20 protein-coding genes and 3 pseudogenes are annotated in these 23253 nt (G+C 72.3%); 11 read left to right on the forward strand and 12 right to left on the reverse strand.

The annotated features are described in order from the left end of the window. Positions 1 to 85: 85 nt before the first annotated feature. Positions 86 to 1930, reverse strand: coding sequence for a LuxR family transcriptional regulator (locus tag AOJ26_RS22310; RefSeq protein ID WP_053850107.1), 1845 nt, complete (start codon positions 1928 to 1930; stop codon positions 86 to 88). A gap of 96 nt (positions 1931 to 2026) precedes the next feature. Between AOJ26_RS22310 and AOJ26_RS22315 the strand changes: the two genes are divergently transcribed. Continuing rightward, positions 2027 to 3112: a M12 family metallopeptidase gene (locus tag AOJ26_RS22315; RefSeq protein WP_053850108.1), complete on the forward strand. Its 1086-nt coding sequence runs from the start codon at positions 2027 to 2029 to the stop codon at positions 3110 to 3112. A 242-nt stretch (positions 3113 to 3354) separates the two neighbouring features. Here the strand turns inward: AOJ26_RS22315 and AOJ26_RS22320 are convergent. From AOJ26_RS22320 to AOJ26_RS22360, 11 genes and pseudogenes are all read right to left on the reverse strand, one after another. Then, positions 3355 to 3561 (reverse strand): annotated as a pseudogene (locus AOJ26_RS22320) (GNAT family N-acetyltransferase); the annotation flags it as partial. A gap of 144 nt (positions 3562 to 3705) precedes the next feature. Beyond that, positions 3706 to 5079, reverse strand: a complete 1374-nt coding sequence (locus AOJ26_RS22325; protein WP_053850109.1) for an NtaA/DmoA family FMN-dependent monooxygenase — start codon at positions 5077 to 5079, stop codon at positions 3706 to 3708. Positions 5080 to 5100: 21 nt separating this feature from the next. After that, positions 5101 to 6303 (reverse strand): LLM class flavin-dependent oxidoreductase, encoded by a 1203-nt coding sequence (locus tag AOJ26_RS22330; protein ID WP_053850123.1) that lies wholly within the window; start codon positions 6301 to 6303, stop codon positions 5101 to 5103. A gap of 81 nt (positions 6304 to 6384) precedes the next feature. Beyond that, positions 6385 to 6531: a putative leader peptide gene (locus AOJ26_RS45095; protein WP_280848001.1), complete on the reverse strand. Its 147-nt coding sequence runs from the start codon at positions 6529 to 6531 to the stop codon at positions 6385 to 6387. Beyond that, positions 6528 to 7283, reverse strand: a complete 756-nt coding sequence (locus AOJ26_RS22335; RefSeq protein ID WP_053850110.1) for a GNAT family N-acetyltransferase — start codon at positions 7281 to 7283, stop codon at positions 6528 to 6530. The genes AOJ26_RS45095 and AOJ26_RS22335 overlap by 4 nt, the downstream gene beginning before the upstream one ends. Positions 7284 to 7340: 57 nt before the next feature. Next, positions 7341 to 8363: a transporter substrate-binding domain-containing protein gene (locus tag AOJ26_RS22340; RefSeq protein ID WP_053850111.1), complete on the reverse strand. Its 1023-nt coding sequence runs from the start codon at positions 8361 to 8363 to the stop codon at positions 7341 to 7343. Positions 8364 to 8401: 38 nt separating this feature from the next. Further along, the gene (locus AOJ26_RS22345; RefSeq protein WP_053850112.1) at positions 8402 to 9166 is read right to left on the reverse strand and encodes an amino acid ABC transporter ATP-binding protein; all 765 of its coding nucleotides are present in this window, start codon (positions 9164 to 9166) and stop codon (positions 8402 to 8404) included. Then, positions 9163 to 10146 (reverse strand): amino acid ABC transporter permease, encoded by a 984-nt coding sequence (locus AOJ26_RS22350; RefSeq protein ID WP_053850113.1) that lies wholly within the window; start codon positions 10144 to 10146, stop codon positions 9163 to 9165. The genes AOJ26_RS22345 and AOJ26_RS22350 overlap by 4 nt, the downstream gene beginning before the upstream one ends. 442 nt (positions 10147 to 10588) lie before the next feature. Beyond that, a pseudogene (locus AOJ26_RS22355) lies at positions 10589 to 11456 on the reverse strand (glutathione S-transferase C-terminal domain-containing protein). Between the two features lie 98 nt (positions 11457 to 11554). Beyond that, positions 11555 to 11677, reverse strand: a complete 123-nt coding sequence (locus AOJ26_RS45100; protein WP_324613995.1) for a putative leader peptide — start codon at positions 11675 to 11677, stop codon at positions 11555 to 11557. Positions 11678 to 11799: 122 nt separating this feature from the next. Continuing rightward, positions 11800 to 13512: an IlvD/Edd family dehydratase gene (locus AOJ26_RS22360; RefSeq protein ID WP_053850114.1), complete on the reverse strand. Its 1713-nt coding sequence runs from the start codon at positions 13510 to 13512 to the stop codon at positions 11800 to 11802. 51 nt (positions 13513 to 13563) lie between these two features. Here AOJ26_RS22360 and AOJ26_RS22365 point away from each other — a divergent pair, with 51 nt between their 5' ends. The 10 genes and pseudogenes from AOJ26_RS22365 to AOJ26_RS44510 all read left to right on the forward strand — a co-directional run. Then, positions 13564 to 14379, forward strand: a complete 816-nt coding sequence (locus AOJ26_RS22365; protein WP_053850115.1) for an IclR family transcriptional regulator — start codon at positions 13564 to 13566, stop codon at positions 14377 to 14379. A 26-nt stretch (positions 14380 to 14405) separates the two neighbouring features. Further along, positions 14406 to 15422, forward strand: a complete 1017-nt coding sequence (locus tag AOJ26_RS22370) for a zinc-dependent alcohol dehydrogenase (protein WP_053850124.1) — start codon at positions 14406 to 14408, stop codon at positions 15420 to 15422. A 135-nt stretch (positions 15423 to 15557) separates the two neighbouring features. Further along, complete coding sequence (locus tag AOJ26_RS22375; protein WP_053850116.1) at positions 15558 to 16157, forward strand: acyltransferase; 600 nt, start codon at positions 15558 to 15560, stop codon at positions 16155 to 16157. A gap of 254 nt (positions 16158 to 16411) precedes the next feature. After that, positions 16412 to 17569 carry a hypothetical protein gene (locus AOJ26_RS22380; protein WP_053850117.1) on the forward strand — a complete coding sequence of 386 codons (1158 nt, stop codon included), beginning with the start codon at positions 16412 to 16414 and terminating at the stop codon, positions 17567 to 17569. Further along, complete coding sequence (locus AOJ26_RS22385) at positions 17566 to 18336, forward strand: WecB/TagA/CpsF family glycosyltransferase (protein WP_053850118.1); 771 nt, start codon at positions 17566 to 17568, stop codon at positions 18334 to 18336. Before AOJ26_RS22380 ends, AOJ26_RS22385 begins: the two co-directional genes overlap by 4 nt. After that, positions 18336 to 19595, forward strand: coding sequence for a nucleotide sugar dehydrogenase (locus AOJ26_RS22390; protein ID WP_053850119.1), 1260 nt, complete (start codon positions 18336 to 18338; stop codon positions 19593 to 19595). The genes AOJ26_RS22385 and AOJ26_RS22390 overlap by 1 nt, the downstream gene beginning before the upstream one ends. Before the next feature lie 3 nt (positions 19596 to 19598). Next, the gene (wecB, locus tag AOJ26_RS22395; protein ID WP_053850120.1) at positions 19599 to 20714 is read left to right on the forward strand and encodes a non-hydrolyzing UDP-N-acetylglucosamine 2-epimerase; all 1116 of its coding nucleotides are present in this window, start codon (positions 19599 to 19601) and stop codon (positions 20712 to 20714) included. A 51-nt stretch (positions 20715 to 20765) separates the two neighbouring features. Beyond that, a complete protein-coding gene (locus AOJ26_RS22400) occupies positions 20766 to 21599 on the forward strand; it encodes a Wzz/FepE/Etk N-terminal domain-containing protein (RefSeq protein ID WP_053850121.1) in 834 nt (277 codons plus the stop codon). Further along, positions 21562 to 23058, forward strand: coding sequence for an oligosaccharide flippase family protein (locus tag AOJ26_RS22405; RefSeq protein WP_053850122.1), 1497 nt, complete (start codon positions 21562 to 21564; stop codon positions 23056 to 23058). Before AOJ26_RS22400 ends, AOJ26_RS22405 begins: the two co-directional genes overlap by 38 nt. Further along, positions 23055 to 23253: pseudogene (locus AOJ26_RS44510) on the forward strand (hypothetical protein); the annotation flags it as partial. The gene AOJ26_RS22405 and the pseudogene AOJ26_RS44510, both read left to right, overlap by 4 nt.

Below are 23253 nucleotides of genomic sequence, written 5' to 3' on the forward strand. Positions count from 1 at the left end.
CTCCGGCGGTGCGTGCAGTGTGTGGGGGCGGCCTGACCCCTCCCCCGAATACTGGGGGTCAGACCGCCCCGGTCCGGTGTACGGCTCAGGCCGGCTGTGCCTCCGGCAGCTCCACCAGGCAGGGCAGCGCGTCGCGGTCGCTCGCGCCGAGGCGGGCGTACGCGCTGTAGAGGTGGTTCCCGACCGTACGGATCGACAGGGTCAGCTTCTCCGCGATCTGGCGGTTGCTCAGTCCGGCGGCCGCGAGGGTGACGATCTGCCGCTGGCGGGCGGTGAGTTCGCCCAGCACCAGCCCGGACAGGGCCGGGGTGCGGGCGCCCTGGCAGCGCCGGGCCAGCGCGGCGGCCCGGGTGCGTGAGGTGCGGGCGGCGCTCGGGTCGCGGTGCGCCCCTACGGCCTGGGCGTACGCCTCGGCCGCGAAGAGCAGGAAACCGCGCTCCTCCAGAGCCCGCGCGACCTCGTCGAGGGCGGGACCGTCGCCGCGGGCGAGGGCCTCGGCGTGATCGGCGAGGACGCCGCTCAGCCGGCCGACGGCCCGGTCGGGCACGCCGAGGCGGACGGCGTCGTAGGGGTCGGCTGTCCCGAGGGCCGCGTCGAGATCGCCGCGGGCGGCGGCCCGCCAGGTGACCGCGGCGACGGCCGGCCGGCCGCCACCCGGCTCGGCCGGGGGCGGGGCGGCGTCGCCGGTGGCCGCGCCGGCCGGGCCCGGCGTTGGCTCCGGATCGCCCGACTGGGCCGCCGCCAGGGCGAGTTCGAGGCGGCAGGACTCGGCGTCCGGGGTGGTGCGCAGGCCCTGCCCGGCCCAGGCCGCGGCCTCGCGCAGTTCGCCGCGCAGGCGGGCGAAGCGGGCCCGAACGGCCGCGTGCCGGCCCGGGATGCCGCCGTGCTCGGCCACCAGCCACTCCCCCACGGGCGCCGGGACGGCTCGTACGTCCGCCTCAGCGATCGCCCGGGTCAGGGTGGCCGTCTCGGCCTCCAGGGCGGCCGCGCAGCGGTCCGGGGCGCCGGTCAGCCGTCGGGCCCGCAGGCGTCCGGCGGCCGCTCGCAGCACCGGGCCGTACAGGGGGTGGGCGAGGCGTACGGCGCCCTGTTCGCCGACGTGGACCAGGCCGTCGGCCTCCAGAGCCTCCAGGGCGGCGAGATCGAGCGTGTCGGCGTCCGTCGGGAGCGGCTCGCCGAAGGCCAGGCGGTCCAGGGTCTCCCGTTCGGGACCGCTGCGGTCGAGGAGGTGAGCGGTGCGCTCGCGCATGGTCGCGGTGACCGGCACCGGCCCGCGCCACTCCCGGTCGGCCGAGTCCGGGAGCCGGTGCAGCAGCCCGCGCTCGCGCACCGCGTCCACCAGCTCGCGCAGCAGTCGCAGATCGCCCTGGCACAGGCGGTGCAGCCGGTTGACGGTGAGGGCTTCCAGACCGCCGGTGCCGGCCGCGAGCAGCCGCGCGGTCTCCTCGCGGGGCAGCGGTGCCAGGGCGAGGCGCGGCAGGAGCTCTCCGGTCCAGAGCCGGGAGACCGCCTCCGGTGCCCGCACGCCCTCGGTGGCGACCACCAGGAGCCGGGTGCGGCCGTGCACCGCGAGCTGGTGGACCAGGGCGGCCGAGGCGTCGTCCAGCAGATGGGCGTCGTCGACGAGCAGCAGCCGCACGGAGGACATGAGGTGGACGGCTCGGTGCAGGGACACCGTCTCCGGCAGGAGGTGCGCGAAGGCGGCGAACGGGAGCCCGCGGGCCTCGGGCGTGCCCACCACCCGCGCGCAGTCCGTCCCGCGTACGGCCTCCGTGACGAGCCGGGTCTTGCCCCGGCCCGCCGGCCCGGTCACCGCGATGCCCTGCCGTCCCCCGGTCATGGACCTGCGGACCAGCTCGAGTTCGTCCTCCCGGCCGGTGAACGGCCAGGGCAGCTCCGGTGTCTTCGCGTCCCGTTCGAAAGTCGTCACGGAAGGTAGAGCACCGCTACTCAGTCCTGATACAGGGGGACTTGAGTAGCCCCCGACTCAGGCGTCCCGGGACGCCCGACGGGCACGCTGAACGCCATGACCGCACGCTACTGCTCCCTCGCGCAGCAGTCGGCTCCGGTGTTCGCACCGGGGCTGGCCGCCGAGCGGCTGAGTGCGCTCATCGGCGGCAGCCGGATGTGGGTCGACGGCACGGTCCTGCACTACTGCTTCTTCGACGGCGACACCGACGGGTCGGTCATTCCTGTTCCGGGGACCGGGCAGTCCCGCCGGGTGTCGTGGGGTGGCGCCAAGGAGCAGCAGGACGTGGTGCGCGAGTGCTTCAAGGAGTGGCAGGACCTCGGGATCGGGGTGAGGTTCGCCGAGGTCGGCGATCGTTCGGAGGCCGAGCTGCGCATCGGGTTCCAGATCGGCGACGGCTCCTGGTCGACCGTGGGCAAGGACGCGCTCCTGGTCGGTCTGCACGACCGCACCATGAACTTCGGGTGGGACCTGACCGCGCCGGGGGAGCGCGGGACGGCCCTGCACGAGATCGGGCACGCGCTCGGCATGCTGCACGAGCACCAGAGTCCGTTCGCCGGGATCCACTGGGACGACGAGGCCGTCTACGCCGATCTGGCGGGCCCGCCGAACTTCTGGAGCCGGGACCGGACGTTCTTCAACATCCTGCGCAAGCTCGACCCGGACGAGGTCAACGGCTCCGTCTGGGACCCGCAGTCGATCATGGAGTATCCCTTCGAGGCGGGGCTGATCCTGGAGCCCGAGCAGTACCGTGCGGGCCTCAATCCGCCCGGCACGCTGTCGGCCGCCGACAAGGAGTACGTCCTGCGCTGGTACCCGCCGACCGCACCGGGTCGGCCGCCGGCGCTGGTGCCCTTCCGGTCCGCGCCGCTCGGGCTCGGCCCGGGCGGGCAGGCCGACTTCACCGTGGAACCGCCGGAGACCCGCGAGTACACCGTGGGCACCTTCGGCGACGGCGACACCGTCGTCGTGGTCTTCGAGGAACGGGACGGAGAAGCCCGCTACCTCGCCGGCCGGGACGACGGAGGAACTCCGCACAACGCCACGCTCAGGGCCCGTCTCGTCAAGGGCCGCCGCTACTTCGTCCGTGTGCGCCTGTACTCCGCGTGGGGTTCGGGGGAAACCGCGGTCATGTGCTGGTGACAGCGCAGTCGGGCCGCACGGACGAGGCTGGACCACTGTCCGGCGCCGGGGGAATGGCCGGAAGTACGTAGCCTTCGGGGGAGGGATACGTACTTCCGGCCACGCGGCGTCCAAGAGGCCTCTCACATGGAGGACCGGTGCGAGGCATGCGTCGGCGTTCGGCGGCTGAACCGCCCGCTCACCGCAGGTCGCGGGTGAAGACGACTCGGGGCGGCCGGGGCCGTCGTAGTCCTCCACCACGCGTCGTCGCGGACGGCGATCAGGTGGACGTATCCGGTGCGGTCGGGGGCGACGAAGCCGATCAGGTAGCCGCGGATGCCGTTCTCGGCGCGGGCGACCAGGCAGGTCGAGCCGAACTGCCGCACCAGCGCCGTGAGATGGAGAGCGCCCAGGTCACGTTCGCCCCAGTAGCGGGAGTGGTCCTCCAGGACCTGGTGGAGGTCGTTCACGTCGGCGTGGCCGTCTTCGCGGGCGAGGTCTCCCGCTTCGGCGCGGCGGCGGGGCGGGCCGCGCCGAAGCGGTCGCGTACGGACGGTCGGTGGGCACTCCCGGGCACCGGCTCGACCGGGCGCGGTGACCCGGCCCGAACAGGGCTAGGCCACCCGCTGCTCGCCCTTGACGTCGTCGGGGTGTGCGAGGCCGAGCTGGTGGCGCAGGGTCGGGCCCTCGTACTCGGTGCGGAAGACGCCCTGTTCCTGGAGGAGCGGGACGACCTTGTCGGCGAAGGCGTCGAGGCCGGTCGGGGTGATGTGCGGGACCAGGATGAAGCCGTCGCTGGCGTCGGCCTGCACGTAGTCGTTGATGGTGCGGGCGATCGTCTCCGGTGAGCCGACGAAGTTCTGCCGGTTGCCGGTGTGGATGACCAGGTCGCGGATGGACCACTTGTTGGCCTCGGCCAGCTCGCGCCACTCGCGGGCGGTGGCCAGCGGGTCCCGGTACATGCGGACCTGGGCACGGCCCCGGGAGATGTGCTCCTCGCTCACCAAGGGGTCGATGTCGGGCAGCGGCCCGTCGGGGTCGTACGACGACAGGTCCCGGTTCCAGACGAACTCCAGGTGCTTGAGCGCGGTGGCGCCGCTGACCTGTTGGCGTCGGACGGTCCGGGCCAGTTCCTCGGCCTCGGCGTCGGTGTCGGCGAGGGCGAAGGAGGCGGCGGGCAGGATCAGCAACTGGTCGTGGCGGCGGCCGTACTTGGCGAGCCGGTTCTTGACGTCGGTGTAGAAGGCCCGGCCCTCGTCGAGGGTGGCGTACCGGCTGAAGATGGCGTCGGCGGAGGAGGCGGCGAACTCGCGGCCCTCGTCCGAGTCCCCCGCCTGGAAGATCACCGGACGGCCCTGCGGGGAGCGCGGGACGTTGAACCGGCCGTGGATGTCGAAGTGCTGTCCGGTGTGGACGAAGGAGCCGGCCTTGGCGTCCCGCAAGAACGCGCCGGAGGCCTGGTCGGCGAGGATCTCGTCACCCTGCCAGGAGTCGAAGAGCTCCTGGGTGGTGGCGAGGAACTCCTTGGCGCGGGAGTAGCGCTCCTCCTGCGGGAGGAAGCCGCCGCGGCGGAAGTTCTCGCCGGTGAAGGCGTCCCAGGAGGTGACGACGTTCCAGGCGGAGCGGCCGCCGGAGAGGTGGTCGAGGCTGGCGAACTGGCGGGCCACCTCGTAGGGCTCGTTGAAGGTGGAGTTGATGGTGCCGGTCAGGCCGAGGTGTTCGGTGACGGCGGCGAGCGCGGCGAGGACCGTGAAGGTGTCGGGGCGGCCGACCACGTCCAAGTCGTATATCTTCCCGCCCTGTTCGCGCAGGCGCAGGCCCTCGGCGAGGAACAGGAAGTCGAACTTGGCGCGTTCGGCGGTCCTCGCGAAGTGCGCGAAGGAGCTGAACTCGATGTGGCTGCCGGCCTCGGGGTCGCTCCACACGGTGGTGTTGTTGACGCCCGGGAAGTGGGCGGCGAGGTGGATCTGCTTCAGGGGCTTGGACATGGGTGCGGGGGTCCTTCCGGCTCAGGCGGACGCGGCGGCGTAGCGGTTGGCGGGGCGCTGAAAGCCCAGGAGGCCGCGCAGGGTGTCGGACTCGTACGCGGTGCGGAAGGCGCCCCGGCGTTGGAGTTCGGGGACCAGGCCGCGGGTGATCGCCGGGAGGTCGTGGCCCAGGACGGCGGGCCTGAGGCGGAAGCCGGTGAGACCCGCCTCCTGGAACTCGCCGAGCAGATCCGCCAGTTGGGCCGGGGTTCCGGTGAAGACGCGGGCGTCGCTCCGGTACGGCTCTCCCGCGAGCGAGTCGAGACGGTCCCTGCGGGCGGCGGCCTCGGCGGGGTCGTCGTCGAGGAAGACCAACAGGTCGCCGAAGACGTGCAGGAGTTCGTCGGCGCGGCCGGCCGCCTCCTGCTCCGCGCGGATCTCGGCCACGATGGCGCGGGCCTGGCCGGTGTCGTGCGGGGTGGTGTAACCGACATCGGTCTGGCGGGCGATGAGCCGGTACGGGACGGTCTGGTGACCGAGGGCGGTGACCAGGGGCTGGCCCTGCGGCGGACGGGGCGTGATGGAGGGGCCCTTGACGCTGAAGTGCCTGCCCTCGAAGTCGATGTAGTGCAGCTTGTCGCGGTCGATGAAGCGGCCGGTGGCGACGTCGCGGATCTCGGCGTCGTCCTCCCAGCTGTCCCAGAGGCGGCGCACGACCTCCACGTAGTCCGCGGCCTCGTCGAAGAGGTCGTTGACCAGGCCCTGGGACTCGGGGCTGTCGTAGGCCTCGATGCGCGGGACGGTGCGGCGGCCGAAGTGCGCTGCCTCGTCGGGGCGCGCGGTGATCTGCACGCGCAGACCCGCGCGCCCTGTGCTGACGTAGTCCAGGGTGGCGATCGCCTTGGAGAGGTGGAACGGCTCGGTGTGGGTGACCACCGCCGTCGGGACCAGGCCGATGTGCCGGGTGAGCGGGGCGACGCGGGAGGCGATCAGCACTGCGTCGAGACGACCGCGGACCTGGTCGGTGCGCTCGTCCGGGTCGAGGAACCGGGAGGACTGCGGGCCCAGGCCGTCCTCGATGGTGACGAAGTCCAGCAGGCCGCGCTCGGCCTCGGTGACCAGGTCGGCCCAGTATCCGGCGGTGAACAGTTCACGGGGCCGGGCCACCGGCTCACGCCAGGAGGCGGGGTGCCAGCCGGTGCCGTCCACGGCGACGGCGAGATGCAGCAGGGAAGAAGGGGACACGAGCAAGTGCCTTCCTGGAGATCCGTACGAGAGGGCCGGCCCTCGCGGAGGCGGGGCACGGCGGCTGGAGCAGCTGACGGGTCAGGAACAACAGAGCGCGGTGGACACGCGCTGGAGATCGATGTGGGGCCGGGAGTGGAGGTGGGCGGAGCGGAGTGCGCGGATCACGCCCGTCACCTCCTCCTTCTGGGCGCGCGACGGCGCCCGGCAGATCTCGTCGTGAGTCACAACACCCGGCTTTCCCGCGATGTTCCCGGGCTGCGGACAAGAAGGACGGGTGAGCGGCGGCGCAGGGTGAAGCCGATCGACTCGTAGAGCCGGATGGCGTTCGCGTTGTCCGCGGCCGCGTGCAGGAACGGGGTGTCGCCGCGCTCCCGGATCCCGGCGGCGACCGCGCGGACCAGGCGGGTGGCCAGTCCCCTGCCGCGGTGTGCGGGGTCGGTGCAGACCGCGCTGATCTCGGTCCAGCCGGGCGGGCGCAGCCGCTCGCCGGCGAGGGCGATCAGGCGTCCCCGGTCGCGGATGCCGAGGTAGGTGCCGAGTGCGACGGTCCGCTTGCGGAAGGGGCCGGGTCTGGTGCGGGCGACCAGGTCCAGGATCTCGGGCACGTCGTCGGGGCCGAGCCGTACCGCCTCGGGTGCGCGTTCGGCCCGCAGCGCGGTGTCGACGAGCTGGACGCCCACTCCCCCGCCGACGATCTCCCACCCGTCGGGGACCTGCTCGACGGGCTTGATCCGTACGGTGGTTCCGGGGCCGACGAGGGTGTGCAGGTCGGCCCAGGCTGCCGGGTCACCGGGATCGGCGAGGGCGGCGAAGGCGTAGACGTCGTCCGGGTAGCGGGCGGCCAGGCCGACGCGTTCGGCGAGGTGGGCGTGCGGGCCGGTGAGCGCTGCCCATACGGCGTTGTCGAGGACGGAGACGGGGTGTGCGGGGGGTCTCAGGGGGGCTCCGCCTCCGCGGAGTCGGGTCTGCTGGGCCACGGAGGCGGAGTCCCTTCCAGGTCAACGGATGTGCGTGTCAGACGTACTGATGGGCCATCAGGAGTTGTCCAGCGGCAGCCCGGGCGGGTTGATCTCCGACTTGGTCACGGCGTCGTTGGAGAGGTTCCACGCGGCGAGCCACTTGGCGTACTGGCCGTTGTCGATCAGGTGGTTGATCGCGTCGGCGAGGGGCTTCGCGAGACCGCTGTCCTTCTTGGCGGTCGCGGCGATCAGGCCCTGGAGGGAGTCACCGGCGCCGGAGTACTGGCCCGCGATCTTCGTCGCGTTGGGCGTGCCTGCGGTCTGGGTGACGTGGTACGAGAGGTTGGGGCTGGGGCCGAGGTAGGAGTCGATCTTGCCGCTGCCCAGGGCCAGGTAGATGCTGGGGCTGTCCTGGAAGTACTTGATCGTGAGCTTCTTGCCCTCCTTCTCCAGCTTGTTCTGCCACTCCAGCAGGATCCGCTCCTGGTTGGTGCCGGCGCCGACCGAGACGGTCTGGCCGGCGAGGGCCTCGTAGTCACCGTCGAAGGTCCACTTCGACGTCTTGAGCGTCTCGAAGGCGAGGTCGTCCTTGCGGTAGGAGGCGAACTCGTACTTCTGCTTGCGCTCCTCGGTGTCGGTGATGTTGGAGAAGCCGACGTTCACCTTGCCGCTGTCGATGCCGACGAAGAGGTTCTCCCAGGTGAACCGCTTGACCTCGGGCTTCAGTCCGAGGACGGCGGCGACCAGGCGGGCCAGGTCGGTCTCGGAGCCGGTGAGGGTCTTCTGGTCGCTGCCCACGAAGCCCAGCGGCGGCGAACCGGAGGGGAGGGTGCCGGACCCGATGACCAGCTTGCCGCTCTTTCTGACGGCGTCGGGCAGTTCGGCGCTGATGGACTTCACCTCGGCGACCTTGAGCGTGGTCTCCTTGGCGGCGCCGTTGGAGAGCCGGCCCACGGTGACCGTGCCGGCGCTGTCGGTCGTCCTGGTGGCGGCGTCGCTGTCACCGCCGCAGGCGGCGAGCCCGCCGGCGAGGGCGGTGACGGCGGTGGCCGCGGTGATGCCGCGCACGAGGCTGCGCCGGGAGGGGTGAAGAGGCATGGCTGTCCTTAGGAGTTGGAGAGAGGGAGGAAAGAGGTTCAGAGGACCTTGCTCAGGAAGTCCCGGGTCCGTTCGTGCCGTGGCCGGTCCAGGACCTCGGAGGGCGGCCCCTGCTCGACGATCCGACCGCCGTCGATGAAGACGACCCGGTCGGCGATCTCGCGGGCGAAGCCGATCTCGTGGGTGACGATGACGAGGGTGGTGCCGCTGGTCGCCAGGTCCTTGATGACGGCCAGGACCTCGCCGACGAGCTCCGGGTCGAGGGCGGAGGTCGGCTCGTCGAAGAGGATGACGCCCGGCCGCAGGGCGAGGGCGCGGGCGATGGCCACCCGCTGCTGCTGGCCGCCTGACAACTGGCGCGGATAGGCGCCGGTCCTGTCGGCCAGGCCCACCCGGCCGAGAAGTGCCCGGGCCAGCTCCTGCGCCTCCGTCCTGCCGAGCCTGCCGGTCGCCACCGGGGCGGCGGCCACGTTGTCGAGGACGGTCAGGTGCGGGAAGAGGTTGAAGTTCTGGAAGACGAATCCGATGCGGCTGCGCTGGGTCAGGATGGCTCGTTCGCTCAGCTCCTTGAGCCGCTCCCCCTGGCGTCGGACGCCGATGAGCTCGTCGTTGACGCTGACGTAGCCGATCTCCGGCTTCTCCAGGTGGTTGATGACCCGCAGCAGGGTGGACTTCCCGGAGCCGGACGGGCCGAGGATGACGGTGACCTCGCCGGGGCGCACGGTCAGGTCGACTCCGTCCAGGACGCGGTGGGCGCCGTACCACTTGTGCACACCGTGCACTTCGAGAGCTGCGGCGGTCATACGGCGGCCTCCCTGCGGATGCGGGCGCGCAGGTCGGTGAGGCCGGCCCGCAGCTTCTGGAGCGGGGTCGGCGGCAGGGAGCGGGTGGCGCCCCGGGCGTAGTGCCGCTCGACGTAGAACTGGACGACCGAGACGGCGCTGGTCAGGATCAGGTACCAGACGGTGGCGACCAGCAGCAGCGGCACGATGTCGCCGGGGTACGTGGCGCCCATGGACTGCACGGTGCCGAACAGGTCCAGCAGCGAGACGTAGAAGACCAGCGAGGTGCTCTTGACCAGGCCGATGAGCTGGTTGACGTAGTTCGGGGTGATGGAGCGCAGCGCCTGCGGGAAGACGATCCGGCGGAACTGGTAGCTCTTGGGCAGGCCGAGGGCGGAGGCCGCCTCGTGCTGGCCCTGGTCGACGGAGAGGATGCCGCCGCGGACGACCTCGGCCGCGTAGGCGGCCTCGTTGAGGCTGAGCCCGATCACGGCGATGACCATGTCGGTGGCGAGCCGGGACTCGTCGAAGGAGAAGAAGGCCGGCCCGAAAGGGACGCCGACGCTCAACGTCCTGTACAGAGCCGAGAAGTTGTAGAGGAAGAGCAGGACGACGATCAGCGGGATCGAGCGCAGCGCCCAGACGTAGGTCCAGCTCACCGCCCGCAGCACCGGGCTCTTCGAAAGCCGGGCCAGGGCGAGCAGGATGCCGCCGAGCAGCCCCAGAACCGCGCTGTAGGCGGTGACTTCGAGAGTGATCAGGAGCCCGTCGAGGACGGTCGGCCGCAGGAACCAGTAGCCGAAGCGGTCCCACTGGTAGAACGGGTTGGTCGCCAGGCCGTGGACGAACTGGGCCGCCAGGACCAGGACGACGGCGGTGGCGATCCAGCGTCCGGGCCGTCGCAGTGGCACAACCCGCTGCGCTGTGAGGTGTTTTGACGGTACGTCGGGCAGCGGCGGTGCCTCGGTGACGGACACGGCGGCGCCTGGGGGTTCACTCATGAGGGGGCTCCGGCGGAGTCGGGAGATTCCCCCGGGACACGGCGAACGGGGCGTACTACAGGCGCAGGACGCGACGCACGGGAACCGGGGGCGGGGCGGACGACGGCACACCGCGAGCGCGGTGTGCGTCAGGAACGCGGGGGCTGCGGAGGCGGAAGGTCAGCCCCGACAGCGGGCACGGCCCGGTGCGGTACACAGTGCGCTGCTCACGCGGAGCAGGTCGACGGCCCGGTTGGCGACCAGCGGGTCGCCGTACGGCCGTACGCAGCCCGGAGAACGGCGTGCGGCCGTCCTGGGAGCTGCGTACATGTCGGTCACCGTCGCTGTTCTCGGGGGTCTCGCGGGACCCGTGGAGCCTGTGGCTGAAACAGGCCCTTGTCGGACCCGTAGGTTAAGGCAGTCGTCCGAACCGCTGTCAATGCCGGTCCATCAGGTGAAACGGTCAGGCGCTGCGAGCCGCGTGCGCGGCCCAGTCCAGGATCTGTACGGCGGCCCCGGCGGCCTCCAGGCCCCGACAGCGGGCATGGTGGCGGCGGGCGATGCCGTCGAGGTCGAGGTGGGCGCCGAAGGCCGGACGGGCGGTCAGCCGGCGGGCGTAGGCCCACAGGGTGGGGTGGTCGGCGACGCGCCGCACGGCGTCGGCGTCCAGGTGGTGGCGGTGCACGGTGTCGAGTTGGACCAGCGTCACCCACAACTCGACGTCGGCGGCCGTGATGTGATCCCGGATCAGGTGGTCGCGTCCGACCAGCCAGCGCTCCAGCGAGCCGAGGGAGTCCAGCAACCGCTCCAGCGCGGCGGCCCGTTCGGGCACCCCGCCGCCCGCCGAACCGGCGTGCTGCGCTGCCTGCCCGATACCGTCGCACATCCGCTCGACGGCCTCGGTCTCCGACTCCGCTCCGCACGGGTACAGCGCCGGGCGGCCGCCGCCGAAGTGCCGGGCGAGGTCGCGGGTGATGTCGGCGGCGTGGGTGCTGACGATCCGTCCGGACCAGTCGTCGCTGAGCACCGGCGCGACGGCCGCGCCGGGGTACCGGTGGGCACTGGCCTCGTACAGCGGGCGCAGCGCGGAGTGGCCTCCGTCGGGACAGTCGGGGACCGGGTCCAGGAAGGTCACGGGACAGACGTCGTCGAGGCCGAGCAGGCTGTGCACGACGGCGATGCGCAGACCGTCCGCGCAGGCGGCGGCCAGGTGGAGCCGGTAGCGGCGCGGCACGGCGTAGTGCCCACTGCGCGCGTCCTGTCCGATCCGGCCCCGGAAGGCGGGGGCCGGATCGGACAGCGGGGACGTGGGCGAGCGGTGTGACGGACATGGGTCTCCCCGGGGTGTCGGTGCGCAGACGTACGCGCGGCGGAAGCGTCGTCGGGCCGAAGGTGCGGGCCGGGACAGGGAGGTGGGCGGCGGCCGGGCTCAGCCCAGGGGCCTGATCGCGCTGCTGACCCGCAGCAGATCGATGTGACGGCGGGAGGTGAGGAGAGGCGAGGGCCGGGAGGTACGGCTCACTCGGCCGACGGCCGGTTCAAGGCGCCTCATGTTTCCCTACCTGTTCACTAGGATTCCCGTCTGGAGTGTCGATCGGGCCGGGGCGCACGTCAAGGGGGCGTCCACGAGGTGGGCAGGGGCGGAGCGGGAACCCCGCCCCGCCCCTTTCCGGATCAGTGGGACTCGCGGCTGACCTCCGAGCCGCTGGAGCCGACGAGGAAGTCCAGGTCCGCGCCCTGGTCCGCCTGTTGGACGTGGTCGACGTACAGCCGCTCCCAGCCGCGCCGCGGATTCGCGAACCCCTCGACGGTGGCCGCGTTCGGGGTGCGCGCGGCCAGTTCGCCGGCGGGCACCTCCAGGTCGATGCGGCGGGCCTCGACGTCGAGGCTGATGACGTCGCCGGTCCGCACGAGGGCGAGCGGACCGCCCGCCGCCGCCTCCGGGGCCACGTGCAGGACGACGGTGCCGTACGCGGTGCCGCTCATACGGCCGTCGCAGACGCGGACCATGTCCCGCACCCCCTGCTCGAGGAGCTTGGTGGGCAGCGGCATGTTGGCCACCTCGGGCATGCCGGGGTAGCCCTTGGGGCCGCAGCCGCGCAGCACCAGGACGGAGTCGGCGTCGACGTCCAGGTCCGGGTCGTCGACGCGGGCGTGGAAGTCCTCGATGCTGTCGAAGACGACCGCCCGGCCCCGGTGGCGCAGCAGGTGCGGTGAGGCCGCCGCGGGCTTGATCAGCGCCCCGTCGGGGGCGAGGCTGCCGCGCAGTACGGCGATCCCGCCCTCCTCGACCAGGGGGCGGGCCCGGGTCCTGATCACCTCGGCGTCCCAGATCGGGGCGTCGGTGAGGTGGTGCACCAGCGGCTTCCCGGTCACGGTCAGCGCGTCCGGGTCCAGGAGGTCGGCGACCTCGCGCAGCACGGCGAGCAGTCCGCCGGCTCGGTGGAAGTCCTCCATGAGGAAGCGTCCGGCGGGCTGGAGGTCCACCAGGACCGGCACCCGGGAGCCGATGCGGTCGAAGTCGTCCAGGGTCAGCTCGACGCCCAGCCGGCCCGCGATCGCGAGGAGGTGGACGACGGCGTTGGTGGAGCCGCCGATCGCGGCGAGCGCCACGATCGCGTTGTGGAAGGACCCCTTGGTCAGGAAGGTGCTGGGGCGGCGGTCGCTGGACACCAGTTCCACCGCCAGCCGTCCGGTGCCGTGCGCCGCCTCCAGCAGCCGGCTGTCCGGAGCCGGGGTGCCGGCCACCCCGGGGACGACCGTGCCCAGCGCCTCGGCGACCAGTGCCATGGTGGAGGCGGTTCCCATGGTGTTGCAGTGCCCGCGGCTGCGGATCATCGACGACTCGGAGCGGGTGAACTGCTCCTGGGACAGGGTCCCGGCCCGGACCTCCTCCGACAGCCGCCACACGTCGGTGCCGCAGCCGAGCGGGGTGCCGCGGAAGGTGCCGGTCAGCATGGGCCCGCCGGGCACCACCACGGCGGGCAGGTCCACCGAGGCGGCGGCCATGAGCAGGGAGGGGATCGTCTTGTCGCAGCCGCCCAACAGCACCACCCCGTCGAGGGGGTTGGCCCGCAGCATCTCCTCCGTGGCCATCGCGGCCATGTTGCGCCAGAGCATGGCCGTGGGCCGCACGTTGGTCTCGCCCAGCGACACCACGGGCAGGTCGAGCGGGATGCCGCCCGCCTCGTACACGCCGTCGCGGACGGACCTGGCCACTTCGTCCAGATGGGCGTTGCAGGGGGTGAGGTCGGAGGCGGTGTTGGCGATGGCGATCTGGGGCCGGCCGGTGAAGGCGTCGGCCGGGACGCCCCGGCGCATCCAGGCCCGGTGGATGTAGGCGTTGCGGTCCTGTCCCCCGTACCACTGCGCGCTGCGAAGGTTCATCGCCGGTGCTCTTTCCGGTAATCGGTACAGCGGTCTACTATCCGGAACGCCATGCAGCATACGCAGCGCTCCCCCGCTTCGACAGCCCCCGTCACGGCCGGTGCCGAGGGGGACCGGCTGGTGGGCTCGGACCGGGTGCTCGCCGTGCTCAAGGAGCTGGCCCGGCACCCGGACGGGGTGGCGCTGGACGAGCTCACCCGGGCGATCGGCAGTCCCAAGCCGACCGTGCACCGGGCTCTGGCCGCGCTGCGCCGGGCCGGGCTCGCCGGTCAGGAGCCCGGCGGCCGCTATCTGCTCGGTGACGAGTTCCTGCGGATGGCCTTCGCCCATCACGAGGCCCGCCCCGAACACGTGCGGGTGCGGCCGCTGCTGGAGTCACTGGCCGCCCGCTTCGGGGAGACCGCGCACTACGCCGTCCTCGACGGCCGCGACGTCGTGTACCGCGCCAAGGTCGACCCGCCCACCGGTGCCGTCCGGCTGACCTCCACGGTCGGCGGCCGCAACCCCGCCCACGCGACCGGGGTCGGAAAGGCGCTGCTCGCCCATGAGTTGGGCACCCTCGACGCCGTACGGCGGTGGATCGGCCCGGTGCCCCCGCAGCGCCGGACGCCCCGGACCCTGTGCACGGCCGAGGAGTTGCACCGCGAGCTGCGGCGGACGCGCGAGCGGGGCTACGCCCTGGACGACCAGGAGAACGAGACCGGCGTCACCTGCCTCGCCCTGCCCGTGTACGCCACCTCGCCGACGGTTCCTTCGGGGGCGGTGAGCGTGAGCGCGCTGGCGTACCGGACCCCGCTGCGGACGCTGGTCGACGCCGTCGGGGAGATCCGCGACGCCCTCGGCCCGCTGAAGGAGCCCCTGCGGTGAACGCCCCCTCGGCCGCTGACCGGCACATGCGTGCCTTCGTCCTCACGGCCCCCGGCGAGTTCGCGGTCCGCGAGGTGCCCACGCCCGTGGCCGTACCCGGTGAGGTCGTGGTCGACGTCGAGCGGGTCGGCGTGTGCGGCACCGACCTGGAGTTCTTCACGGGGCACATGGCCTATCTCCACCAGGGACACGCCGGTTATCCGATGCGGCTGGGCCACGAGTGGGCGGGCCGGGTGCGTGCGGTGGGGCCGGGGGTCGATCCCGGCTGGGTCGGGCGCCGGGTCATGGGCGACACGATGCTCGGCTGCGGGTCCTGCCGCCGCTGTCGGCGGGGGGTGCAGCACGTGTGCGAGAAGCGCGAGGAGGTGGGCATCCGGGGCGGCCGCGCGGGTGCCCTCGCCGAGCAACTCGCCGTTCCCGCGGCGTCGTTGCACGCCCTGCCCGACTCCGTGGACCCGGTGCTCGGCGCGCTCGTCGAGCCCGGCGGCAACGCCCTGCGGGCCGCGAGGGCCACCGCTGCGGGGCCCGGCGACCGGGTCCTGGTGCTGGGGCCCGGCACCATCGGTCTGCTGGTCGCGCTGTTCGTCCGGGCAGCCGGGGCGGAGGTGCACCTGATGGGCGCCACGGAGGACTCCCTCGCCTTCGCGCGCGCACTGGGCCTGCCGCACGCCTGGCGCGAGGACACGCTGCCCGACCTGCCGTTCGACGCGGTCGTGGACGCCACCAACGCGGCCCGTCTGCCCGCCCGGGCGCAGGAGTTGGTCGAACCGGGCGGCCGGCTCGTGTACATCGGGCTGGCCGCCGAGCCGAGCAGGATCGACACCCGGGCGCTCGTCCTCAAGGACGTGACGGCGGTCGGTGTCCTGTCGGGCTCCCCCGGGCTCGACGCGGCCATCAGGGCCTACGCCGAGAAGGTCGTCGACCCGCGGCCGCTGGTGGCCGCGACCGTGGCGCTGGACGCGATCGGTCCCGTGCTCGCCGGCGAACGGCCGCCCGGCGCCGGCCCGGGACCGAAGATCCACGTCGATCCCCGTCTGGCGTGAGTCCGCGCCGACCGGACAGGACTCACGAACGGAGGCTGGTATTCCGTCGCCGGGGTGATCAGACTCGATCCCCTATGGACACCGTCGGCATGTTCGACGACCGGACATGTCCGACGAGACGAAGGGTTCAGCCCGGTGGACTTCAAGGTGCAGCCGACCGCCCAGGTCGACGAGACGGCGACGATCGGCGAGGGGACGACGGTCTGGGACCTGGCCCAGATCCGCGAGGACGCCCGGCTGGGCAGCGGGTGCATCGTCGGCCGGGGCGCCTACGTCGGCCCGGGGGTGCGGATCGGCGACAACGTGAAGCTCCAGAACTACGCGCTGGTCTACGAGCCGGCGGTGCTCGGCGACGGGGTGTTCGTCGGCCCGGCCGCGGTCCTCACCAACGACTACTTCCCCCGGTCGGTGGACCCGGAGGGCAGGCTCAAGCGCGGCGGCGACTGGGAGGCCGTGGCGGTGGAGGTGGCCGAAGGGGCCTCCCTCGGGGCCCGTTCGGTGTGCGTGGCTCCGGTGCGCATCGGCCGCTGGTCCCTGGTCGCGGCCGGCGCGGTGGTGACCCGTGACGTGCCCGACCACGCGCTCGTCGCCGGTGTTCCGGCGCGCCGCATCGGCTGGGTGGGGCGGGCCGGCGTACGACTGGTGGAGCGGGAGGGCGAGCCGGGGGCCTGGGAGTGTCCTGAGACGGGTGCGCTGTACGACGAGAAGGACGGCGGACTCGTCGAGCGCGCATGACTCCTGTTTCCGCCAAATCGCAAATCTTCGAACATTCACCGGCATAACATGTGTGCGAACTGTGCAGACCAAGCACAATGAGCACACGAACCAGTAGTGCCCAGGGGGGGTTACCGGGTGGAAACACCTATGTCTGAAAACAGGATCGGCACCAGCTCCGACGCCTGACGTCCGCCTGCCTTCCGCCGCCCGGCCGTCCGTGCCGTGGCGCTCACAAGTCTGCGCAAAAACAGGGGGGTTGGTGTGTCCAACCGATGAGCATCACACGTCTGGCCGCGCTCGGCCATGAGGAACCGACGCTGCTCCCACTCGCCCGACGACTCCTCACGGTCGCCGAGTCGGGGCTGCCGTCGATGCTGCTGCCCGGCGGCGAGGCCTTCGCCTTCACCATGGCCGGACGGCGGACTGCCGCCGGTTCCTGGACCCTGGAGCGGCGCGGGACCAGCACCCGCTACGCGGCCATCACCGCGCTCGGTGTCCGGTTCCTTCCGGAGGACCGGCAGCGCGCGGTCCTCGGCGGGCGCACCGCCGAGGAGTTCACGGGTCTGCTGATCGAGTCGCTGCCCGGCGTCACCAACCTCGGTGACGCGGCGCTGATCGCCTGGGCCGCCGCCGAGACCGGACATCCCAAGCTGTCCGACGCCCTGGCCCGCGTCGACGCCCTCGACGAGGACGGGCGGCCGCAGTACACCGTCGAGGCGGCCTGGGTGCTGTCCGCCATGGCGGCGGCGCGCAGCACGGTCGACGTGGAGAGACGTTTCTCCGCGGTGCGTGACCGCCTGCTGCGGGCCCGGGTCGGCGACAGCCCGCTCTTCCCGCACGCCACCGGCCCCGGCCTGGTGCCCTGGTACCGGGCGCACGTGGCCTGCTTCGCCGACCAGACGTACCCGCTCCAGGCCCTCGCCCGCGCGCACGCGAGCGGCGACGGCGACCCGGAGGCACTGGCCGCCTCCGAGGCCTGTGCCGCCCGCATCTGCGAACTCCAGGGCGACGGCGGGCAGTGGTGGTGGCACTACGACGCGCGCACCGGCCAGGTCGTCGAGGGCTACCCGGTCTACAGCGTCCACCAGCACGCGATGGCGCCGACCGCCCTGTTCGACCTCACCGACGCCGGCGGCGGCGACTTCGGCCCGGCGATTCGCAAGGGCCTGCGCTGGATGACGGACGCGCCCGAACTGGCCGCGCACCCGGAGCCGTTGATTCTCGACGAGCTCGGCGTGACCTGGCGCAAGGTCTACCGGGGCGACCCGAAGAAGGCCGTACGCGCCGCCCGCGGGCTCTCCACCCGGGTTGCCCCGGGGCTGCGCCTGAAGACCCTGGACCGGGTCTACCGCCCGCTCTCCGTGGACCGCGAATGCCGGCCGTACGAGTTCGGCTGGATGCTCTACGCCTGGCAGGGGGGCCTGATATGAACGACCGCCAGTCCCTGTTCGGGATCGAAGTGGACCCGCTGACGATGGACGAGACCGTCGAGCGCTGCCTGGCCGCGGTCCGGGACGGCAGACAGCTGGAGATCGGCGTGGTCAACGCCGCGAAGCTGGTGAACATGCGGCGCGACGCCCGGCTCGCCGAGGCCGTCTCCGGCTGTGACCTGGTCCTCGCCGACGGCCAGGCCGTGGTCTGGGCCGGCAAGGTCCTGCGCGCCCCGCTGCCCGAACGGGTGGCCGGTATCGACCTGTTCCTGCGGCTGCTGGCCGAGGCGGAGTCGGCGGGCATCCCGGTGTACTTCCTGGGCGCCAAGGAGGAGGTGCTGGAGGAGATGCTGCGCCGGGTGGCCGACCGCTTCCCCGGCCTCAAGGTCGCCGGCAGCCGCAACGGCTACTTCGACGACTCCCAGCAGGAGGAGATCGCGGACGGCATCGCGCGCTCCGGCGCCCAGATGCTCTTCCTTGGCATGACCTCGCCGAAGAAGGAGATCTTCACCGCCGCCCACGGCGCACGGACCGGCGCCCGCGTGGTCCACGGCGTCGGCGGCTCCTTCGACATCCTCGCCGGGGTCACCAGGCGGGCCCCCGCGTCCTGGCAGCGGCTCGGCGTCGAGTGGCTCTACCGCGCGCTCCAGGAGCCGCGCCGGTTGGGCAAGCGCTACCTCACCACCAACACCGCCTTCCTTCTCATGACGGCACGGGAGTTCATCCGGATCACCCCGCAGGCCGCTCCCGCGAACAGGAGTCACTGATGCGTGTCGTCGTGGTTGGACAGGGATACGTCGGTCTGCCGCTGGCCATCCGGGCCGCCGAGGTCGGCCACGAGGTGATCGGGTACGACGTCGACTCCCGGCGGGTCAAGAGCCTCGCCGCCGGTGAGTCCTTCGTCGAGGACGTCACCTCCGAGCGGATCCGCGCGGCCCTGGACAGCGGTGCCTACCGGCCGAGCGAGGCGGCCCGGGACTGCGGCGGCTTCGACGTCGCCGTGGTCACCGTGCCCACCCCGCTGCACGAGGGCACCCCCGACCTGCGGTACATCCGCGAGTCGGCGGTCACCCTCGCCCGGTACCTGAGACCCGGGGCGACCGTCGTCCTGGAGTCGACGACCTATCCCGGCACCACCCAGGAGATGTTCGCGCCGATCCTGGAGGACGGCTCGGGCCTGACCGCGGGCACCGACTTCCACCTCGGCTACAGCCCGGAGCGGATCGACCCCGGGAACACCGTGTGGGGCTTCAAGGAGACCCCGAAGGTCGTCTCGGGCGTCAACGAGGCCTCGCTGAAGGCCGTTCAGGACTTCTACGCCGAACTCGTCGACACCACCGTGCCGGTGGGCTCGCCGAAGGAGGCCGAGCTCGCCAAGCTCCTGGAGAACACCTTCCGGCACGTGAACATCGCACTGGTCAACGAGATCGCGATGTTCGCCCACCACCTGGACATCGACGTCTGGCAGGCCATCGACGCGGCCTCCACCAAGCCGTTCGGCTTCATGCGGTTCACACCGGGACCCGGCGTCGGCGGCCACTGCCTGCCGATCGACCCGTCGTACCTGTCCTGGCGGGTGCAGCGCGAACTCGGCCAGAGCTTCCGGTTCGTGGAGCTGGCCAACGACATCAACAACCACATGCCCGAGTACGTGACCCGCCGCGTCAGCGACCTGTTCAACGAGCGGCGCCGCTCCGTCAACGGTTCGCGCGTCCTGCTGCTCGGCCTGGCCTACAAGAAGAACACCGGCGACGCCCGTGAGTCGCCCGCCCTGCGCATCTCCCAACTGCTGCTCGACATGGGCGCCCAGGTCCGGGCGGCGGACCCGCACGTCGTGGAGAGCTTGCCGGTGGACACCCGGCTGGTGAGGGTCGACGTCACCCCGGAGGAGCTCGCGGCCTCCGACGTGGTCGTCCTGCTCACCGACCACGACAGCTTCGACTACGAACTCGTCGCCGAACACGCCCCCTTCGTCCTCGACTGCCGGCGCCGGCTGCCGTCCGGACCCACGATCGAGGTGCTCTGAACCATGCCGCGCATCGTCTGCGTCGCCGGGGCTCGCCCCAACTACATGAAGATCAAACCGGTGATGGACGCCCTGGAGAGCCGGGGCGCCGAGGTGATCCTCGTGCACACCGGCCAGCACTACGACCCGGCCATGAACGACGTGTTCTTCGCCGATCTCGGCATCCGCCCGCCCGACCGCTTCCTCGGGGTCGGTTCCGGCAGCCACGCCGAGCAGACCGGACGCGTGATGACCGCGTTCGAGCCCCTGCTCGCCGAACTCGCCCCGGACATCGTCGTCGTGGTCGGCGACATCAACTCCACCCTGGCCTGCGCCCTGGTCACCGCCAAGGCCGGACCGCTGCTCGCCCACGTCGAGTCCGGGCTGCGCAGCCGGGACTGGGGCATGCCGGAGGAGGTCAACCGGGTCGCCACCGACCGGGTCAGCGACTATCTGCTGGCCCCCTCCCCCGACGCCGCCGACAACCTGCGTGCCGAGGGCTACCGGGAGGACCAGATCCACCTGGTCGGCAACGTCATGATCGACACGCTGCTCGCCAACCTGGAGCGGGCCAGGGCCTCCGACGTCCTCGGTCGACTCGGCCTGGCCAAGGGCGAGTTCGGCCTGGTCACCCTGCACCGCCCGGCCAACGTGGACGATCCCGAGACTCTCGCCGGCCTGCTGAAGGCGCTCGGCGAGATCGCCGGCCGGCTGCCGTTGCTGCTGCCCGTGCATCCGCGCGCGGCCGGCCGGCTGGCCGAGATCGGCGTGCCCGGCGGCATCCGGCTGGTGCCGCCCGCCGGGTACCTGGACTTCATCGCCCTCCAGGACGCCGCGCGGGTCGTGCTGACCGACTCGGGCGGCATCCAGGAGGAGACCACCGCACTCGGCGTGCCCTGCGTGACCCTGCGGGACAACACCGAGCGCCCCATCACCGTCGAGGAGGGCACCAACGTGCTGGCCGGCCGGGACCCGTCCCGGATCGTGTCCGTCGTGCACCGGGTGCTCGACGCGCCTCCCGCACCGCGCCGGCCGGAACTGTGGGACGGACACGCCAGTGACCGGATCGCAGAGGTCCTGCTGGAGGGAGGCACGGCGAACACCCGACCGAGGCCCACCGATCGAACGTTCCCCATATGATCCGCTTGCAACATATGCTCGTCGAACGTTTGGGCGCGAGGGGGGACCACCATGGATCTCGCTGAGATCTTCCGGGTGATGCGCAGGCGCTGGTACGTCCTGCTGCCGGGACTGCTGCTGACCGTCGGCCTGACCGTGGCCGTGGCGGTGACGGTCCCGGTCACCTACCAGTCGCAGAGCACGGTGGTCCTGCTGAACTCCGAGAAGGCCACCAAGGCCTACGACGGCAATCCCTTCCTCAGCACCCAGACCTCGCTGACCGGCATGGCCGACAGCCTGGCCCGCAACCTCAACTCCGACGCCTCGCTGCGGGAGCTCAAGTCCCGTGGCGCCACCGGCACGTTCGAGGCCAAGCTCGCCGACAACGCGCAGGGGCCGCTCATGTGGCTCACGGTGACCGGCACCGACAAGAAGGCCGTCCTGAAGTCGGACCGCATCCTGACCGCGTACGCGGGCGAGCGGCTGGTGCAGTTCCAGAAACAGCAGTCGGTCACGACGGACGCCATGATCCGCATGTCGACCATCGTGGCCCCGCAGAACCCGATCGCGCAGACCAAGACCCGCATCGAGTACATGGTGATGGCCGGGGGTCTCGGCCTGGTCCTCAGCCTCGTCGCCACCTTCTACGCGGAGGCGCGCCGGCGGCCGCGTCCGGCCGTGCGCGAGGAGGAGCCCGTGCGGCCGGCCGGTGAGGCGGCCGAGTCGGTCGCCGAGCAGACGATGGCCCTGCGGACACCGCCCAGTTGGTCGCGGTCGGCCGAGCGGCGGCACGCCGAAGGGCCGCGGGACCGGCGGTCCGTCATGACCGTGGCGCCCGCCGCCGACGCGCTCGACGAGGAGTCGACACATGGACAGCGTTCGCACACCGGACAGCGAGAGAGCTGAGCCGGGCGACAGCCCGTCGCCTCCCGCCCCTGCCTCCCTCGGCACGAAGGTCCGTTCCGCGGCCCGCTGGAGCCTGATCAACACCCTGGTGATGCGCCTCGGCAACTTCGCCACCGGCATCCTGCTGGCGCGGTTCGCCCTGGGCCCGGCGGAGTGGGGCGTCTACGGCATCGCCCAGACCGTGCTCCTGGTCCTGCTGTCCGCGAACGAACTGGGGGTGGGCCTCGCCATCATCCGCTGGGAGGGCGACCCGCGCCGCTTCGCACCGACCGTGCTCACCCTGAGTGTGCTGTCCAGCGGCCTGCTGTACGTGGCGCTGTTCGCCTCGGCGCCCACGGTGGCCCGGCTGCTCGGCTCGCCCGGCGCCTCGGACGTGCTCCGGGTGATGTGCCTGTGCCTGGTGATCGACGCGGTGGCGCACGTGCCCGCCGGCATCCTGACCCGGGAGTTCGCGCAGGGCAGGCGGATGGTCATCGACGCGCTCAACTTCGTCCTCAGCACGGCCGTGACCCTGGTGCTGGCCTTCGCCGGCTGGGGCGCGATGAGCTTCGCCTGCGGCGCGGTCGCGGGCAACGTCGCCGCACTCGTCGGCTGTGCGATCGCCGTCCCCGGGACCCTGCGGTTCGGCTGGGACCGCCAACAGGCCCGCGCCCTGCTGAAGTTCGGGCTGCCGCTGGCCGGCGCGAGCCTCCTCGCCCTGGCCGTGGTCAACGTGGACAGCATGGTCGTGGGCTCCTCCCTCGGCCAGATCTCGCTCGGCTTCTACGTCCTGGCGTTCAACATGTCCGGCTGGCCGGTCCGCGTCATCTCCGAGGCGGCCCGGCGGGTCTCCTTCGCCGGTTTCTCCCGGCTGGCCGACTCGCCGAAGGCGCTGGCCCAGGGCTTCAGCCGGGCCCTGGGCGTCCTGGTCACCGGCACGGTGCCGCTGTGCGTCCTGCTGGGCGGGCTCGCGGCCCCGGTCATCCACCTCGTCTACGGCGGCAAGTGGCTGCCCGCCGCCGAGGCGCTGCCGTGGCTGATGGCCCTGGGCCTGATCCGCATCGTCTGCGAACTCGCCTACGACTGTCTGGTGGCGGTCGGCCGGCGCCGTTCGCTCATCCTCGTGCAGGGCCTGTGGGTGGCCGCCCTCGTCCCGGTCCTGATCGTCGGCGCCCGGCTCGGCGGCATCGTCGGTGTCGCCCAGGGCCATGTCCTGGTGGGCGCAGGGCTCGTCGTCCCCGTCTTCCTCCACGCCCTCACCCGCGCCGGGATCGGCCTCGCCCCCATGGCCCGGGCCTGCGCCTGGCCCTTCCTCGGCGGCGTGGCGATGACCCTGGTGCTGCTCGGCACCAAGCGGCTGCTGGGCGAGGGCACCCCGGCCCTGTTCGTGACCGGCGCGGCCGCCCTCGCCTGCTACGTGGTGTGCGTGCTGCCCGGCCGCCGTTTCCTGCTCGGCTCCCGGACCCCGGAGACCGTATGACCACGCTCCGCCGACTCCTCCTCGGCCTGGCGCTCTTACTGACGGCCGCGTGCTCCTCGGGCGGTGAGAAGGCCGACCGCGCCGACCCGACGCCCACGCGGGCGCCCCGGGTCTCCGCCGACCCGACGCCCTCCCCGAGTGCCTCGCCCTCCTCCAGTCCGACCCTTGCGCTGCCCACCCACAGGCCCAGGCCGT

Source organism: Streptomyces sp. NRRL B-24085 (assembly GCF_001282115.1).
In the GTDB taxonomy this organism is placed as follows: Bacteria; Actinomycetota; Actinomycetes; order Streptomycetales; family Streptomycetaceae; genus Streptomyces.

Coding starts and splice junctions, on each gene's coding strand:
- AOJ26_RS22325 (WP_053850109.1), bottom strand. CDS start 5,079: ATGTCCAAGCCCCTGAAGCAGATCCACCTCGCCGCCCACTTCCCGGGC.
- AOJ26_RS22400 (WP_053850121.1), top strand. CDS start 20,766: ATGGATCTCGCTGAGATCTTCCGGGTGATGCGCAGGCGCTGGTACGTC.
- AOJ26_RS45100 (WP_324613995.1), bottom strand. CDS start 11,677: ATGAGGCGCCTTGAACCGGCCGTCGGCCGAGTGAGCCGTACCTCCCGG.
- AOJ26_RS22380 (WP_053850117.1), top strand. CDS start 16,412: ATGAGCATCACACGTCTGGCCGCGCTCGGCCATGAGGAACCGACGCTG.
- AOJ26_RS22405 (WP_053850122.1), top strand. CDS start 21,562: ATGGACAGCGTTCGCACACCGGACAGCGAGAGAGCTGAGCCGGGCGAC.
- AOJ26_RS22345 (WP_053850112.1), bottom strand. CDS start 9,166: ATGACCGCCGCAGCTCTCGAAGTGCACGGTGTGCACAAGTGGTACGGC.
- AOJ26_RS22390 (WP_053850119.1), top strand. CDS start 18,336: ATGCGTGTCGTCGTGGTTGGACAGGGATACGTCGGTCTGCCGCTGGCC.
- AOJ26_RS22385 (WP_053850118.1), top strand. CDS start 17,566: ATGAACGACCGCCAGTCCCTGTTCGGGATCGAAGTGGACCCGCTGACG.
- AOJ26_RS22360 (WP_053850114.1), bottom strand. CDS start 13,512: ATGAACCTTCGCAGCGCGCAGTGGTACGGGGGACAGGACCGCAACGCC.
- wecB (WP_053850120.1), top strand. CDS start 19,599: ATGCCGCGCATCGTCTGCGTCGCCGGGGCTCGCCCCAACTACATGAAG.
- AOJ26_RS22365 (WP_053850115.1), top strand. CDS start 13,564: ATGCAGCATACGCAGCGCTCCCCCGCTTCGACAGCCCCCGTCACGGCC.
- AOJ26_RS22350 (WP_053850113.1), bottom strand. CDS start 10,146: ATGAGTGAACCCCCAGGCGCCGCCGTGTCCGTCACCGAGGCACCGCCG.
- AOJ26_RS22340 (WP_053850111.1), bottom strand. CDS start 8,363: ATGCCTCTTCACCCCTCCCGGCGCAGCCTCGTGCGCGGCATCACCGCG.
- AOJ26_RS22370 (WP_053850124.1), top strand. CDS start 14,406: ATGCGTGCCTTCGTCCTCACGGCCCCCGGCGAGTTCGCGGTCCGCGAG.
- AOJ26_RS22315 (WP_053850108.1), top strand. CDS start 2,027: ATGACCGCACGCTACTGCTCCCTCGCGCAGCAGTCGGCTCCGGTGTTC.